Source organism: Pseudomonas sp. DC1.2 (assembly GCF_034351645.1).
GTDB lineage: Bacteria > Pseudomonadota > Gammaproteobacteria > Pseudomonadales > Pseudomonadaceae > Aquipseudomonas.
In genome coordinates this window covers 893,887-909,642 of sequence record NZ_CP133782.1, presented here as the reverse complement: position 1 = coordinate 909,642, position 15,756 = coordinate 893,887, and the positions used below count along the sequence as shown (strand labels likewise).

Genomic DNA, 15,756 nt, shown 5'->3' with positions numbered 1-15,756 from the left:
TTTTTATGCGGGTAAAACATTCTTTAGTCTTGTACCGCGCGAGGCCTCAGGCAGGGCTTCGCGCGGGTGCTGCGGGTTACGATCCGATGTAGGAGGTCTTCACCACGGTGTAGAACTCTTGCGCGTAGCGACCTTGCTCGCGGGACCCATAGGAAGAACCTTTACGCCCGCCAAACGGTACGTGGTAATCCACGCCGGCGGTCGGCAGGTTGACCATCACCATCCCGGCCTGGGAGTGGCGTTTGAAGTGATTGGCGTGCTTCAGCGAGGTGGTGGCGATACCCGCTGACAGACCGAACTCAGTGTCGTTGGCCATGTGCAACGCGGCATCGTAATCGGCCACGCGCACGATGTTGGCCACTGGACCAAAAATCTCTTCACGGCTGATACGCATCGCCGCTTCGCTGTCGGCAAACAGTGTCGGCGCCAGGTAGTAACCCTCGGTATCGCAGGTCACCAGACCGCCGCCACTGACCAGACGCGCACCTTCGGACTGGCCGATGTCGATGTACTTCAGGTCTTGCTCAAGCTGCGCTTGCGAAACCACCGGCCCGATGTCGGTGCCGGCCTTCAGTGCGTGGCCAACCTTGATCGATTTCATGCGCTCGGCCATCGCTTCAACGAACTGGTCGTGAATCCCGGCGGTGACGATAAAGCGGCTGGAGGCGGTGCAACGCTGGCCAGTGGAGTAGAACGCGCTCTGTACCGACAGCTCGACCGCTTGCTTGAGGTCGGCGTCGTCGAGAATGATCTGTGGGTTCTTGCCGCCCATTTCCAACTGCACTTTCGCTTGGCGCGAAACGCAGCTAACGGCGATCTGACGACCCACGCCAACGGAACCGGTGAAGCTGATGCCGTCGATTTTCGGGCTCTGTACCAGCGCATCGCCAACCACACGACCGCTGCCCATCACCAGGTTGAACACGCCGGCCGGGAAGCCTGCGCGGGAAATGATTTCGGCCAACGCCCAGGCGCAACCTGGTACCAGATCGGCCGGTTTCAAAACGACGCAGTTGCCGTAGGCCAGGGCCGGGGCAATTTTCCATGCGGGGATGGCGATCGGGAAGTTCCACGGGGTAATCAGACCGACCACACCCAGTGCTTCGCGAGTGACTTCCACGTTCACACCCGGACGCACCGAAGGCAGGTAGTCGCCGGACAGACGCAGGCATTCACCGGCGAAGAACTTGAAAATGTTGCCGGCGCGGCTCACTTCACCGATGGCTTCAGGCAGGGTCTTGCCCTCTTCCCGAGCCAGCAGCGTGCCGAGTTCTTCGCGTCGGGCGAGGATCTCGCTGCCGACTTTATCCAGCGAATCGCTGCGCGCTTGAATGCCCGAGGTAGACCAGGCTGGGAACGCTGCGCGGGCGGCATCGATGGCGGCGTGGACCTGAGCCAGGTCTGCCTTGGCGTACTCACCGATGGTGTCGGTCAGCTCCGACGGGTTGATGTTGGTGGAATAATCGTTGCCGGCAACCCATTGGCCACCGATGTAGTTATCGAAACGCTTTGCATCTGCCACGGGCAGTCTCCTCACGCAAAAAACCGCTGATTGCTCAGCGGCCTTGTTTAATCGGGATTATTACTGCGCACCTTGCTTGTCGATCAGCGCGGCGAGCATTTCGTACTCGTCGCCCGTCAAGTCGGTCAGCGGCGCACGCACCGGACCGGCGTCATACCCAACAATTTTTGCCCCGGCCTTGACGATGCTGACGGCATAACCGGATTTGCGGTTACGAATGTCCAGGTACGGCAAGAAGAAGTCGTCGATGATCTTGCCCACGGTCGCGTGATCGTCGCGAGCGATGGCGTGGTAGAAATCCATCGCGGTTTTCGGGATGAAGTTGAACACCGCCGACGAGTAAACCGGCACGCCCAACGCCTTGTAGGCCGCGGCGTAGACTTCGGCAGTTGGCAAACCGCCCAGGTAACTGAAGCGATCACCGAGGCGGCGACGGATCGACACCATCAACTCGATATCACCCAGGCCATCCTTGTAGCCAATCAGGTTCGGGCAGCGTTCAGCCAGACGTTCCAGCAGGGGCGCGGTCAGGCGGCAAACGTTGCGGTTGTAGACCACGACGCCAATTTTCACCGACTTGCACACTGCCTCAACGTGAGCGGCAACGCCGTCCTGGCTAGCTTCAGTCAGGTAGTGCGGCAGCAGCAACAGGCCTTTGGCGCCCAAGCGCTCAGCTTCTTGCGCGTATTCGATGGCTTGACGCGTCGAACCGCCGACACCGGCCAGGATCGGCACGCTGTTTTCACAGGTATCGACGGCGGTCTTGATGATTTCCGAATATTCGCTGGCCGCCAGGGAGAAAAACTCACCGGTACCGCCCGCGGCGAACAACGCCGTGGCGCCGTATGGGGCCAGCCATTCGAGACGCTTGATATAGCCCGCGCGATGGAAATCGCCCTGAGCATTGAAGTCGGTAACAGGAAAAGACAGCAGGCCGGAAGAGAGGATGGACTTCAGTTCTTGTGGATTCATTATTCGAACACCCTGGAGTAGCAACGTTTGTGTGAGAAAGCCGTTCAGCCTTTGGCCGAAGTTGTAAGTCATCGTACAACTTAAAATACAACCGTCAACTGCATTTCATCGCCGCTCTCTGAATTCGAGTCAGAAAAGGTGATTTCTTGACGTAGGAATATTCTCGACTAAGATCGTTTTAACTGTATATACGTACAGTTAAATATGAATCAACCTACGACATATCAAGGAGCTAGACATGTCAGGCCTATCCACGCAACCGCAGGAAAACCCCAAACAGGTCATTGCTTGTTTCGATGACCTTTTTACCGCGCATGGCATCGTCATTACCGGCAACAACGATTATTTAGTGCTACACATTGCCGAGCATCACCGTCATCCGCCGCAACCGACTCACCCCACCGGCAACACGTTGAAAGGCACGCCCGTACTAAGGTTTGAGGGCGGCGAACACACCGCAATTGGCGACCAAACCCTGCTGCGTTTTGTTGAAAACGCCGAACCGATCCTCGCTCATAACGTGCAACTGCACCTGCCCAACGGCTTCGCACCGACTTACGGCCAGGTGTTGGCCCTGGGCGGTGATTTCTATGGCATCGCGGATCGGCCAATTAGCGACGGCGCTACCCCTTCTGATCGCCTGAACCGCTTTATCGCCGCTTTCGATACGCTGGCGGTGCTGTCTGCATCAAAAGTCGAGGCAGTGAAAATCCTCGCGGTGATGCAAAAAGAAATCGACGCCGTAAATCAGGCGATCAGGGACGGTAAACAACCTCACGAAGCCTACGACGCCTTGGGTGATACGTTGTCGCAAGAGTGGAACAAGATCACCGGCGGCGGCAGTTTCGTCTCGGCGCTGTTTCCCTTGGGACGTTACCTGAAACTGGCGGCAAACAACGCTGATCACTTTGGCGAATGGGCGCAACAGGCTTACATCGCCGGGCACATCGCGGCCCTTCAACACGCAGCGGCGGCGCACGCCAGCCGTGACGACAAACAACTGGAAGTCGCCTATGCGATGAATGCTTTTGCCGACCACTTCCTCACCGATCTGTTTTCCGCAGGCCACTTGAGAGTGCCGCGTAAAGCACTGGCAGCGGCGGTGACGCCGAGTGACCTCGGCTCGCTGATTACCCGCTTCATGCACGACGAAGACAGCAAGTTCGGCCTCAATGTCCGCAATGGCAACGGCGAGCAGTGGCGTGCGTATGGGGACAAGCGCTACTTCGATGCCATCGACAGCGCCAACCGTATTCACGTCAACAAAGCGGTTCAACTGTCAGCGGACGAGGTGTTTGCGACGTACCTCAGCGGGACGGTTCCGGTAGCCAGCAGCTTTGCCGCGCTGAAACAGCTGCCGGACCTGCAAGCGGCGCTGAACCTGGAGACCAACTTCTCGCCACTGTTGCGGCTCGAGGGCAGCAAAGTGCTGCGGCGCAAAGACGTGAACAACCTCAACGACACCGCCACTGTCGACGACTGGTGGGGCTGGAGCACTTATCTGCTGCTCAAGGACTATCACCCAACTGGCAACGTTGCCTGATCAGGAGCTCAAAAAATGACGATTAATTTGAAACTGGAATTGGCTTCGGGGCAGTCGCTGGACGGGGCGCCGCTGGAGTTGTTGTGCAACGGTGTGCCAATTGCGCGGGCGCGGGCGGATGCTCAGGGGCGGGTGGTTTTTGAGGTCAAGCCTGGGGCTGCTGGATTAGCGGTGCGGGTGGATCGGGAGATTCTGAAGACTGTTTAGAAGCGATTCAATGAGACTGCGGCCCCCTTCGCGAGCCTGCTCGAGGGGGCTTGGCAGACGACATACATTCAGCCGCGTTGCGCCTCAGCCTCTTCATGCGCATGACGCAGCCGTTCGCGGCTGTTTGTCAGGTGTAAGCGCATCGCCGCCCGCGCCGCATCCGAGTCCTGGCGGGCGATGGCGTCGTAGATTTCTTCGTGTTCACGGCTCAGGCGACTCATGTAGTGCTGTTGGTCGTCATGGGCCAGGCGCGCGGAGTTCAGGCGCGTGCGCGGAATGATGCTGGTGCCCAGGTGGGTCATGATGTCGGTGAAGTAGCGGTTGCCGGTGGACAGGGCAATTTGCAGGTGGAACTGGAAATCCGAAGCGACCGCATCGCTGGCGTGTAAGGCGCTTTCTTTGAGCGCGTCCAGCGCCGCTCGCATCAAGGCTAACTGCTCGGCACTACGGCGTTGTGCCGCCAAGCCAGCGGACTCCACTTCCAGACTGATGCGCAGTTCCAGAATAGCCAGCACGTCACGCAGGGTGACGACGGTCGCTGGGTCGATGCGAAAACCGCTCGGGCTCGGCGTGTCGAGCACGAAGGTGCCGATGCCGTGGCGGGTTTCCACCTGGCCCGCAGCCTGCAAACGGGAAATCGCTTCGCGGACCACGGTGCGGCTGACGCCATGGGCCTCCATGATCGCCGACTCGGTGGGCAACTTGTCGCCACGTTTGAGTTGGCCGTCGCGGATCTGCTCTGACAGCACCGTCACCAGCTCCTGAGCGAGGCTGCGGCGCTTGCGAGGGAGGCGTGGTGCGTCGATCGGGTTTTCCATGGTGAACATCTGTCTCGAAAATTCGGCTGAAGCCGCATCATAGCTCAAGCGGGTTGTACGATCACCGTCAGCGAACACCGCCCCTGTAGGAGTGAGCCTGCTCGCGAAGACGGCATGTCAGACACCACCAGGGTGAATGTCAGATCGCTTTCGCGAGCAAGCTCGCTCCCGCAGGGGTTGTGGGTGTTTAGGCCGTCACGGCTTGATCCACCAAGTGGCCATTGTCTATACGAATGTGCTTTGGATGGAAACGCTTCAGGCTGCTGCGATGGCCGACACTGATAATGCTCAGCCCCGGCAATTCATCGATCAACGCCTGATACAGCAACGCTTCATCTTCTTCGTCCATCGCCGAGGTCGCTTCGTCCATGTACAGCCATTGCGGTGCATAAAGCAGCGCGCGAGCGAAGGCCAATCGTTGCTGCTCACCCGGCGACAACAAGCGCTGCCAGTGATTTTCTTCATCCAGGCGCGAAACCAAGTGCGGCAAACGGCAGGTTTCCAACACGTGTGCATAGCGTTCCTGCGAGTAAACGTCGCCGGACTGTGGATAACTCAAGGCTTCACGCAAAGTGCCAATCGGCAGGTAAGGCTTTTGCGGCAGGAACAGATAACGCGCCGTCGGCAGCCGGATACTGCCGTGACCGCGCGGCCACAAATGCCCCATCGCCCGCAGCAAGGTGGATTTACCGCTGCCGGAACGACCGCTAAGCATCACGCGCTCGCCCTGCTCCACGGTCATGTCGGCGCTGGTCAGCAAGTGGCGACCATCGGCCAGGTCGAGGCCCAGGTTGTGGATTTTCAGCTCAGAGCCCTGGTTTTGTACGTCAACGGCCGGCGACCGCTCTTCGTTGTCCGTCATGGCTTGGCGGAAGCTCAGCAGACGATCGCAGGTGGCGCGCCATGCGGCGAGTTCCGTGTACGCACTGATGAACCAACTGAAGCTGTCCTGGACATTGCCAAATGCCGAACCGATCTGCATCAGGTCACCCAGCTCGATCTTGCCCGAGAAGAAACGCGGGGCTGCGACGACAAACGGAAAGATAATGGCGATCTGGCTGTAACCGGAGGTGAAGAATGTCAGACGCTTGGACACCTTCATGATGTCCCAAAAGTTGCGCCAGACCATTCCAAAGCGGCCACTCAGACGGCGGTTCTCGTTGGGTTCACCGTTGTAGAGGGCGATGCTTTCGGCATTCTCGCGAACCCGCACCATCGAAAAACGCAGGTCAGCTTCGAAGCGTTGTTGTTGGTTGTTCAGGCCAATCAAACGCCGACCGATCAGATGCGTCAGCCAACTGCCCACCGCCGCATAAATCAATGCGCACCAGAACATGTACCCCGGAACAGTGAAGCCGAACACCTCAATGCTGCCTGACACTCCCCACAAAATGACCGAAAACGTCACCAGGTTGACAACGTTGCGCAGCAGCCCGATACCGAGGGCCAGAGTATTGGTGGTAAAACTATTGAGGTCTTCGGAGATCCGCTGGTCCGGGTTATCGGTATAACCGCCCTGCTCCAACTGGTAGTAGTTTTTGTCTGCGAGCCAACGGGCAAAATGCTTTTCCGTAAGCCAGGCCCGCCAGCGGATAGTCAGCATCTGAGTGAGGTATTGCCGATACACCCCGCACACAATCGACACCGCAGCGATCGCGCAGAAGTACAAGATCAAACTCCAGAAAGAAGCCTCATCCTTCTTTTGCAAGGCGTTGTAGAAATCCTTGTTCCAGTGGTTGAACCACACCGCGATCCAGACACTTATCAGCGAAAGGGCGATCACTGCGATCAGCAACGTCCAGGCCTTGCCCTTCTCTTCACTGCGCCAGTACGGCGTGATCAGTGCCCAGACTTTACGGAAAAACTGCCCGCGCACTGCGTCATTGACCGCAGAATTTTCAGCGTTCTCATTCATGGATAAGGCTCGATAAAGAAAAGAACACGCACGGACCGATCATAAATGATCGGCTCGTGTTGTAACGCGGCGTGACAACAATTGTTCAGCGACGGTTCAGCGACGGACCGGGCGCTTCTGCAATTTGCGCTGGAGGGTGCGACGGTGCATGCCCAAGGCGCGGGCAGTGGCGGAGATGTTGCCTTCGTGCTCGGTCAGCACGCGTTGGATGTGTTCCCACTGCAAGCGGTCCACGGACATCGGGTTTTCCGGCACCAGGGTGTCGAGGTCGGCGTGCTCGGACAGCAACGCGGCCAGCACATCATCGGCATCGGCCGGTTTACACAGGTAATTGCAGGCGCCGCGCTTGATCGCCTCGACGGCGGTGGCGATGCTCGAATAACCGGTGAGGATCACCACGCGCATTTCCGGGTCGAGTTCGAGCAGTTTCGGCAGCAGCACCAAGCCCGAATCGCCGTCCATTTTCAGGTCAAGTGCAGCGTAGTCCGGCAGGTCGGCCTGGGCGATGCTCAGGCCTTCTTCGGCAGAACCGGCGGTACTGACGCGAAAACCACGGCGCGCCATGGCGCGAGCCATTACGCGGGTAAAGGTGGCGTCATCGTCTACCAGCAGCAAATGCGGCAGCTCTTCGCCTTCTACTTGGATCTCGTCACTCATGTTCGTCTCCTCGGGCGACACGGGGCAGGCGCAGCTCGGTAAGCGTGCCACCTTCCTCATGACTGTAGAGTTTCACTGAGCCGCCGGCGCGTGTCACGCTGGCCTTACTCAAAAACAGGCCCAGGCCGAAACCTTTGCCCTTGGTGGTAAAAAATGGCTTGCCGATTTGTTCGGCGATGGCCAGCGGCACACCGGCGCCGTGATCGCGAATGCTGATGGTCAAATCCTCGGCATTCCAGTCCAGCGTCACTTGCAGCCCTTCGGGGCAGGCATCGGCGGCGTTGTTGAGCAAGTTCAGGAGTGCTTGAGTCAGGTCCGGCGGCGGCGCCATGCGTGGCACGGCGCCCTGGCCGAGACGCTGGAAGCGATAACTGGCTTCCGGGCGCATCAGGTGCCAGCGGTTAAGCGCTTCGTCGAGCCAGTCAGTAACGTCCTGCATTTCCACCGCCAACCGGCGATTGGCCTCGGCGGCGCGCACCAGTTGCTGCAAGGTCTCTTTGCAGAGTTTGACCTGATCCTGAAGCACCTTCAGATCATCCTGCAACAGCGGGTCTGGATGATCCTGCTGCATTTCTTTGAGCAGCACGCTCATGGTCGCCAGTGGCGTCCCCAATTCATGGGCAGCGCCAGCGGCTTGCGTCGCCACGGCCAGCAATTGCTGATCACGCAGGCCTTCTTCACGGCGGATACCACGTAGTTCATCCTGACGGCGCAACTCTTCGGCCATGCGAGCGGCAAAGAAAGTAATGACCGCAGCGGCCAGGGCAAAACTCAACCACATCCCATAGACCTGAAGGCTTTCGCGCGCGATCGGGAACGTTTGCAGCGGGTAAAATCGCGCCAGCAGCAGGGTGTACAGGGTCAATGCGATGCCAGACAGAATCACCGAATAACGCCACGGTAGCGTCACGGCGGCGATGGTCAACGGCACCAGGTAATAAGAGACGAAGGGGTTCGTCGAGCCACCGGAGAAATACAGCAATGCACTGTGGATAAACAAGTCGCAGGCCAGTTGCACCGCGTATTCAAGTTCCGTGACCGGCCATGAGGTGCGCAGGCGAATGGCCGTAAAGGCACACAGCAGCATCGAGCAACCCAGCGTCATCGCCAGTTGCATCCACGGCAGCGGTAACAAGTTGAACCAGTAAGCCAGCCCCACGGAGCCGGCCTGAGCGGCCAACACCAACGTGCGGATGAACGTCAGCCGCCAGAGATTCTGGCGAGTCGCGGAAGTGAGTTGAACGGGGGCGAGCATGGGCTCTCCTGATGAGCGCTCCAGGCGGATTGCACGGAGTATAACCAAGCGCGGGGGTTGGCAGGCAAAAGTGCGGCAAACCGCCACATGGCAGGAAGGGTTGCAGCGTCTATAGGCAAGCCATTGCAGACCAGCCAGCGCCCTCACAGAAACGCATTCCAAGGCGCGAGCATGGCTGTCCGCGATTAACCCCAGGGGGTCACGGCCTTGCCATCTGTATAGAAGTTGTAATCGAGCGAACCGAATAGTAGAAGCCGGAGTCTGATAGGTTTACGCAGGCTAGGATCACAACCCCTGCGCACCGTCCAAGGAGCTTTCATGCACACTTTGCGCCACAGCGCCCTCCTCCTCGCCGTCAGCGTTGGCAGCGTCGCCAGCCTCCCGGCGCTGGCCGCCGACGAACTTCATTACAACCATATTTCCCTGCGCGCTGAAGTTAGCCAGGAAGTGGCCCGCGACCTGATGATCGTGACCTTGTACACCGAAGACCAAAACAGCGACCCGGCCAAACTCGCCGCCGACGTCAGCACCACCATGAACAAAGCACTGGCCCAGGCCAAGCTGGTCAAAGACATCACCCTGCGCCAGGGCAGCCGCAACAGCTACCCGATCTACGACACCAAGGGCCAGAAAATCACCGGCTGGCGTGAACGCGCCGAACTGCGCCTGGAAAGCTCTGACTTCGCCGCCCTGTCGAAACTGACTGGCGAACTGCTGACCGACCTGAAAATGGGCGGCATGGACTTCGCCATCGCCATGCCCACCCGCAAGGCCAGCGAAGACGCACTGCTCAAAGACGCCGTCAGCGCCTTCAAGGCCCGCGCCCAACTCGCCACCGATGCCCTCGGTGGCAAGGGCTACAAAATCATCGACCTGAATTTGAACAGCAACGGTTATCCACAACCGTACATGCGCGCACCGATGATGATGAAAGCGGCAGCAGGCATGGACTCGGCACCGGTGACACCGGATGTTGAAGCGGGCACCAGCCAGGTCGGCATGACCGCGGATGGGTCGATTGAAGTATTAATGCCTTGATTCGATAACCCATCCCCACAAACGGCGATCACCTGAATGATCGCCGTTTTTTATTGCCTTTCAGATTTCGTGCTCATCAATTCGCTGCTTTCGCGAGCAGGCTTGCTCCTATCGATCTCAAAAGCAGAACCGCACACCCACCCGTCTTTCATGACTCATCAAGCCGAGTGTCCGCTCGCCTGCTTTCATTCTTGCTCTGTCAGGCCGCCATCCCTAACTATGCCCAGACACAGCAGTCCCCCTAAAAAAACGATATTTCCGCCCAACCCGTCAAGAACGCTACTCTCAGGAAAACACCTCTACGCAAATCCTCTGGGGACTTCATGCAAAGAACCACCGCTAAACCACTGTTGCTCGCCCTGGCCTTGGCCACAACGGCGCCGTTCGCCCAAGCTGCCACTACCCTGGTGTACTGTTCCGAAGCCAGCCCAGCCGGCTTCGACCCCAGCCAATACACCAGCGGCACCGACTTCGACGCCTCGGCCGAAACCGTCTTCAACCGACTCACCCAATTCAAACGCGGCGGCACCGAAGTCGAGCCTGGCCTGGCGACCAGCTGGGACGTGAGCAAGGATGGCCTCAGCTACACCTTTCACCTGCGCGATGGCGTGAAGTTCCACACCACCGACTACTTCACCCCGACCCGGGACTTCAACGCCGACGACGTGTTGTTCACCTTCCAGCGTCTGCTCGACCCTGAAAACGCGTTCCGCAAAGCCTACCCCGCCGAATCGCCGTACTTCACCGACATGGACCTGAACAAAACGATCAAGAGCGTCGACAAGATCGACGATCACACCGTGCGCTTCAGTCTGAACAACACCGACGCCGCGTTTATCCAAAACCTGGCCATGAGCTTCGCCTCGCTACAGTTCGCTGAGTACGGCGCGAAGCTATTAAAGGAAGGCATGGCTGCGGACATCAACCAGAAGCCCGTAGGCACTGGCCCGTTCGTGTTCAAGCGTTATCAGAAGGACTCGCAAATCCGCTACGCCGCCAACAAGGCGTACTGGAAACCCGAGGACGTGAAAATCGACAACCTGGTGTTCTCGATCACACCGGACGCCGCCGTGCGTTTGCAGAAGCTCAAGGCTGGCGAGTGCCAGGTCAGCGGCTATCCGCGCCCGGCCGACATCGAAGTGATGGAGAAAGACCCGAACCTGACCGTGCTAAAGCAGGCTGGTTTCAACCTCGGCTTCCTCGCGTACAACGTGACCCATCCGCCACTCGACCAGCTCAAGGTCCGCCAGGCGCTGGACATGGCCATCGACAAGCCAGCGATCATCAAAGCGGTCTACCAAAGCGCTGGCCAACTCGCCCAGAACGCGCTGCCACCAGCGCAATGGTCGTATGACCCGACGATCAAGGACGCGCCCTACGACCCGACCAAGGCGAAGGCGTTACTCAAAGAAGCCGGGGTTGCACCGGGTACGACTATTAATCTGTGGGCGATGACCGTGCAGCGTGCCTCCAACCCGAACGCGCGGATGTCGGCGCAGATGATCCAGCAGGATTGGGACAAGGTTGGGATCAAGGCCAACATCGTCAGCTATGAATGGGGCGAATACATCAAGCGCGCCAAAAACGGCGAACACGACGCAATGATCTACGGCTGGACCGGCGACAACGGTGATCCAGACAACTGGCTCGGTGTTTTGTACAGCTGCGCGGCGGTAAAAGGCAGTAACTACGCCAAGTGGTGTGACCCCGCTTACGACAAGCTGATTCAGCAGGCCAAAGTGGCCACGGATCGTGACGAACGGGTAAAACTGTATCAACAGGCGCAAAAAATTCTTAAACAACAGGTGCCCATTACACCGATTGCCAACTCGACGGTGTTCCAGCCTCTGCGCAAGGAAGTCACCGACTTCAAAATCAGCCCTTTTGGCCTCACACCCTTCTACGGCGTGGGTATAAATAAGTAACACCGCGCGCCAACCGGGTGCATGAAGAGCCCCGATCGCCCCACTCGAGTGCGCCGTTTGCACCGTAAAAAGCCGGCGCAAACGGTCAAATGCGTCAATATTTATACATATGCGACATTAAGGTACGTTCGTGCCACTGTTTAAGGCTTGCAGTCATTCAACATCTTGCAATGGGTATGGCCCCTGCATAAGTATCCGCAGGAACGACTCACGAGGTCGTCCTCAAATTCCAAAAATGACAACAAATCATGAGGCCAACATGCTTAAACACGCGGTCATTCCGTTTTTAGTCGGCGCCAGCTTATTAGCCAGCGCACCTTTCGCCCAAGCGGCGACTAACCTGGTGTTTTGCTCCGAAGGGAGCCCGGCCGGTTTTGATCCTGGTCAGTACACCACCGGAACCGACTTCGACGCCTCTGCAGAAACCATGTTCAACCGCCTGACCCAGTTCGAGCGCGGCGGCACCGCCGTGATTCCTGGCTTGGCGACCAGCTGGGATATTTCCCCGGACGGCCTGACGTACACTTTCCACCTGCGTGACGGTGTGAAGTTCCATACCACGCCGTATTTCACCCCAACTCGCAATTTCAACGCCGACGACGTGCTGTTCACCTTTAATCGCATGATTAACAAGGATGACCCGTTCCGCAAAGCGTACCCGACCGAATTCCCGTACTTTACCGACATGGGGATGGATACCAACATCACCAAGATCGATAAAGTCGACGACCACACCGTCAAGTTCACCCTGAAAGAAGTCGACGCGGCGTTCATCCAGAACATGGCCATGAGCTTCGCCTCCCTGCAATCCGCCGAGTACGCTGCCCAGCTGCTCAAGGAAGGCAAGGCTGCCGACATCAATCAGAAACCGATCGGTACTGGCCCGTTCGTGTTCAAGAGCTACCAGAAAGACTCCAACATCCGCTACACCGGGAACAAGGACTACTGGAAGCCTGAAGACGTGAAGATCGACAACCTGATCTTCGCCATCACCACCGACCCGTCGGTACGTATTCAGAAGCTGAAAAAGAACGAGTGCCAGGTCACCCTGTTCCCTCGTCCAGCCGACCTGAAAGCGCTGAAAGAAGACCCATCCTTGAAGATGCCTGACCAGGCCGGCTTCAACCTGGGCTACATCGCCTACAACGTGATGGACAAGGTCAAAGGCAGCGACGAAAAGAACCCTCTGGCTGACCTTCGTGTTCGTCAGGCGCTGGACATGGCGGTCAACAAGCCGCAGATCATTGATTCGGTTTACCAGGGTGCAGGCCAACTGGCCGTCAACGCCATGCCGCCGACCCAATGGTCCTACGACACCACCATCAAGGACGCCAAGTACGACCCTGAGAAAGCCAAGGCGCTGCTCAAGGAAGCCGGCGTCAAGGAAGGCACCGAGATCGTTCTGTGGGCGATGCCGGTACAGCGTCCGTACAACCCGAACGCGAAGCTGATGGCTGAAATGCTGCAGTCCGACTGGAAGAAAATCGGCCTGAACGTGAAGATCACCAGCTACGAGTGGGGCGAGTACATCAAGCGTTCCAAAGGTGGCGAAAACCAAGCCATGATCATTGGCTGGAGCGGTGACAATGGTGATCCGGACAACTGGCTCAACGTTCTGTTTGGCTGCGACTCGCTGAGCGGCAACAACTTCTCCAAGTGGTGCGACAAGAAGTTCGATGGCCTTGTGAAAGAAGCCAAGCGCACGACAGACCAGGCCAAGCGCACCGAACTGTACAAAGAGGCACAACACGTCCTCAAAGATGCCGTTCCAATGACACCTATCGCACACTCGACGGTGTATCAACCCATGCGCGCCAACGTGCAGGATTTCAAGATCAGCCCATTCGGCTTGAACTCCTTCTATGGCGTCAGCGTCAGCAAATAAGGTGTGGCAACGGCGACGTTTTTAACGTCGCCGTTGTTTTATCTGCCGAGCAAGTAGGGATTTTCCGACACCATAATCCACTGCCGATTACAACAGCGGATTGCACTGCGTCGCCTTTTCCTACGAGCTTTTCAGGCTGTTCCGCATTTACTGCCAGGCCCGCGGCCCCTACCGTCGGGATCTGACCCGTTGATGCGTGCGCCTTCGGTTTGCGGCATGCAATGGTTTGAACGCAGTGATCCCCCACGTCCCTGGACGGGACGACGGCTCATTGTTAAACACTGAAAAGAGGGAGCGTCATGCGCCATACCTTGGTTTTATCCATAGTGCTCGGCACAGGCCTGTTGGCCGCCACGTCTATCAGCCAGGCCGCCAATAACAGCCTGGTGTTCTGCTCGGAAGGCAGCCCCGCCGGTTTCGACACGGCGCAGTACACCACTGCGACCGATAACGACGCCGCCGAACCGCTGTACAACCGACTGGCAGAGTTTGAAAAAGGCGCAACCAATGTCGTACCAGGCCTTGCAACGAGCTGGGATATTTCCGAAGACGGCCTCACGTACACCTTCCACCTGCGCGAAGGGGTGAAGTTCCACACCACGGCTTATTTCTCCCCAACCCGTGATTTCAATGCCGATGACGTGCTGTTCACATTCAATCGCATGCTCGATCCGCAGCAACCTTTCCGTAAGGCTTACCCTACCGAGTTCCCTTATTTCAACGGGATGAGCCTGAACAAGAACATCGCCAGGGTCGAGAAGACCGGGCCGCTGACCGTGGTCATGACGCTCAACAGCGTGGACGCCGCGTTCATCCAGAACATTGCCATGAGCTTCGCCGCCATCCTGTCGGCCGAATACGCCGACAAACTGCTGGCCGACGGCAAACCAAGCGACATCAACCAGAAACCGATCGGCACCGGGCCGTTCGTGTTCAAGAGTTACCAGAAAGACTCCAACATCCGTTACACCGGCAACCAGCAATACTGGGACCCGAGCCGGGTCAAGCTCGACAACTTGATTTTTGCGATCAACACCGACGCGACAGTGCGTGTGCAAAAACTCAGGGCCGACGAATGCCAGATCACCCTGCACCCGCGCCCGGCTGACGTAGCTGCGCTGAAGAGCGACCCGAAGCTCAAACTTATCGAAAAGCCTGGGTTCAACCTGGGCTACATCGCCTACAACGTGCGCCATAAGCCATTCGACCAGCTCGAAGTGCGCCAGGCGCTCGACATGGCAGTGAACAAGCAAAGCATCCTCAATGCTGTTTATCAGGGTGCCGGGCAGTTGGCGGTCAACGCCATGCCGCCGACCCAATGGTCCTACGACGACGCCATCAAAGACGCGCCCTATAACCCGGAAAAAGCCAAAGAGTTGCTCAAGGCTGCCGGCGTCAAGGAAGGCACCGAAATTACCCTCTGGGCCATGCCGGTGCAGCGGCCGTACAACCCCAACGCTAAGTTGATGGCCGAGATGCTCCAGGCGGACTGGGCGAAAATCGGTCTCAAGGTCAAGATCGTCAGCTACGAATGGGGCGAGTACATCAAACGCACCAAGAACGGCGAGCACGACATCAGCCTGATCGGCTGGACCGGCGACAACGGTGACCCAGACAACTGGCTGGGCACGCTGTACAGCTGCGACGCCATTGGCGGCAACAACTACTCGATGTGGTGTGATCCGGCTTACGACTCGCTGATCAAACAGGCCAAAGTCGTCACCGACCGTGAGCAACGCACCGTGCTCTACAAACAGGCGCAGCAATTGCTCAAGCAGCAAGTGCCGATCACGCCGGTCGCCCACTCGACGGTCAACCAGCCGTTAAGCGCTAACGTCGAGGGGTTCAAGGTCAGCCCCTTCGGTCGCAATGTGTTCTCGGGTGTCAGCCTCAACCAATAACCGATAGACCTGTAACGCCGGGGGCGATTTTCGCCCTCTGGCAAGCGTTTTGCTTTAATTCGCCAATCAGGCCTTAAGCAAACGTTTGCGATGCCTTAAATGAGTTCAACACCAATAG

The 15,756-nt window shown here is 58.1% G+C and carries 12 protein-coding genes; 6 read left to right on the top strand and 6 right to left on the bottom strand.

Annotation, left to right across the window (positions count from 1 at the left end):
* Positions 1–76: 76 nt before the first annotated feature.
* Positions 77–1,522 carry an aldehyde dehydrogenase family protein gene (locus RHM68_RS03950; RefSeq protein WP_322220630.1) on the bottom strand — a complete coding sequence of 482 codons (1,446 nt, stop codon included), beginning with the start codon at positions 1,520–1,522 and terminating at the stop codon, positions 77–79.
* 60 nt (positions 1,523–1,582) lie between these two features.
* Positions 1,583–2,494 (bottom strand): 5-dehydro-4-deoxyglucarate dehydratase, encoded by a 912-nt coding sequence (kdgD, locus tag RHM68_RS03945; protein WP_322220629.1) that lies wholly within the window; start codon positions 2,492–2,494, stop codon positions 1,583–1,585.
* Between the two features lie 238 nt (positions 2,495–2,732).
* Between kdgD and RHM68_RS03940 the strand changes: the two genes are divergently transcribed.
* Both RHM68_RS03940 and RHM68_RS03935 read left to right on the top strand, forming a co-directional pair.
* Positions 2,733–4,037, top strand: coding sequence for a phospholipase (locus tag RHM68_RS03940; RefSeq protein ID WP_322220628.1), 1,305 nt, complete (start codon positions 2,733–2,735; stop codon positions 4,035–4,037).
* 15 nt (positions 4,038–4,052) lie between these two features.
* Entirely contained in the window at positions 4,053–4,244 is a 192-nt protein-coding gene (locus RHM68_RS03935) for a hypothetical protein (protein ID WP_322220627.1), read from the top strand.
* Between the two features lie 68 nt (positions 4,245–4,312).
* On the opposite strand, the gene RHM68_RS03930 is transcribed toward RHM68_RS03935, so the two are convergent.
* The 4 genes from RHM68_RS03930 to RHM68_RS03915 form a co-directional block, all read right to left on the bottom strand.
* Complete coding sequence (locus RHM68_RS03930) at positions 4,313–5,062, bottom strand: FadR/GntR family transcriptional regulator (protein ID WP_322220626.1); 750 nt, start codon at positions 5,060–5,062, stop codon at positions 4,313–4,315.
* A 187-nt stretch (positions 5,063–5,249) separates the two neighbouring features.
* Positions 5,250–6,977 carry an ABC transporter ATP-binding protein/permease gene (locus RHM68_RS03925; protein ID WP_322220625.1) on the bottom strand — a complete coding sequence of 576 codons (1,728 nt, stop codon included), beginning with the start codon at positions 6,975–6,977 and terminating at the stop codon, positions 5,250–5,252.
* 96 nt (positions 6,978–7,073) lie between these two features.
* Positions 7,074–7,634 (bottom strand): response regulator transcription factor, encoded by a 561-nt coding sequence (locus RHM68_RS03920; RefSeq protein WP_322220624.1) that lies wholly within the window; start codon positions 7,632–7,634, stop codon positions 7,074–7,076.
* Positions 7,627–8,889 (bottom strand): ATP-binding protein, encoded by a 1,263-nt coding sequence (locus RHM68_RS03915; protein WP_322220623.1) that lies wholly within the window; start codon positions 8,887–8,889, stop codon positions 7,627–7,629. The genes RHM68_RS03920 and RHM68_RS03915 overlap by 8 nt, the downstream gene beginning before the upstream one ends.
* Before the next feature lie 318 nt (positions 8,890–9,207).
* Between RHM68_RS03915 and RHM68_RS03910 the strand changes: the two genes are divergently transcribed.
* The 4 genes from RHM68_RS03910 to RHM68_RS03895 all read left to right on the top strand — a co-directional run bounded on the left by RHM68_RS03910 (position 9,208) and on the right by RHM68_RS03895 (position 15,638).
* A complete protein-coding gene (locus RHM68_RS03910; protein WP_322220622.1) occupies positions 9,208–9,927 on the top strand; it encodes an SIMPL domain-containing protein in 720 nt (239 codons plus the stop codon).
* A 323-nt stretch (positions 9,928–10,250) separates the two neighbouring features.
* Positions 10,251–11,852, top strand: coding sequence for an ABC transporter substrate-binding protein (locus tag RHM68_RS03905; RefSeq protein ID WP_322220621.1), 1,602 nt, complete (start codon positions 10,251–10,253; stop codon positions 11,850–11,852).
* A 259-nt stretch (positions 11,853–12,111) separates the two neighbouring features.
* Positions 12,112–13,737 (top strand): ABC transporter substrate-binding protein, encoded by a 1,626-nt coding sequence (locus RHM68_RS03900; protein ID WP_322220620.1) that lies wholly within the window; start codon positions 12,112–12,114, stop codon positions 13,735–13,737.
* A 299-nt stretch (positions 13,738–14,036) separates the two neighbouring features.
* A complete protein-coding gene (locus tag RHM68_RS03895) occupies positions 14,037–15,638 on the top strand; it encodes an ABC transporter substrate-binding protein (RefSeq protein WP_322220619.1) in 1,602 nt (533 codons plus the stop codon).
* Positions 15,639–15,756: the final 118 nt, after the last annotated feature.

What these genes read in the sequence shown, in the direction of transcription:
- kdgD (WP_322220629.1), bottom strand. Translation starts at nt 2,494, where the DNA reads ATGAATCCACAAGAACTGAAGTCCATCCTCTCTTCCGGCCTGCTGTCT.
- RHM68_RS03940 (WP_322220628.1), top strand. Translation starts at nt 2,733, where the DNA reads ATGTCAGGCCTATCCACGCAACCGCAGGAAAACCCCAAACAGGTCATT.
- RHM68_RS03935 (WP_322220627.1), top strand. Translation starts at nt 4,053, where the DNA reads ATGACGATTAATTTGAAACTGGAATTGGCTTCGGGGCAGTCGCTGGAC.
- RHM68_RS03930 (WP_322220626.1), bottom strand. Translation starts at nt 5,062, where the DNA reads ATGGAAAACCCGATCGACGCACCACGCCTCCCTCGCAAGCGCCGCAGC.
- RHM68_RS03925 (WP_322220625.1), bottom strand. Translation starts at nt 6,977, where the DNA reads ATGAATGAGAACGCTGAAAATTCTGCGGTCAATGACGCAGTGCGCGGG.
- RHM68_RS03920 (WP_322220624.1), bottom strand. Translation starts at nt 7,634, where the DNA reads ATGAGTGACGAGATCCAAGTAGAAGGCGAAGAGCTGCCGCATTTGCTG.
- RHM68_RS03915 (WP_322220623.1), bottom strand. Translation starts at nt 8,889, where the DNA reads ATGCTCGCCCCCGTTCAACTCACTTCCGCGACTCGCCAGAATCTCTGG.
- RHM68_RS03910 (WP_322220622.1), top strand. Translation starts at nt 9,208, where the DNA reads ATGCACACTTTGCGCCACAGCGCCCTCCTCCTCGCCGTCAGCGTTGGC.
- RHM68_RS03905 (WP_322220621.1), top strand. Translation starts at nt 10,251, where the DNA reads ATGCAAAGAACCACCGCTAAACCACTGTTGCTCGCCCTGGCCTTGGCC.
- RHM68_RS03900 (WP_322220620.1), top strand. Translation starts at nt 12,112, where the DNA reads ATGCTTAAACACGCGGTCATTCCGTTTTTAGTCGGCGCCAGCTTATTA.
- RHM68_RS03895 (WP_322220619.1), top strand. Translation starts at nt 14,037, where the DNA reads ATGCGCCATACCTTGGTTTTATCCATAGTGCTCGGCACAGGCCTGTTG.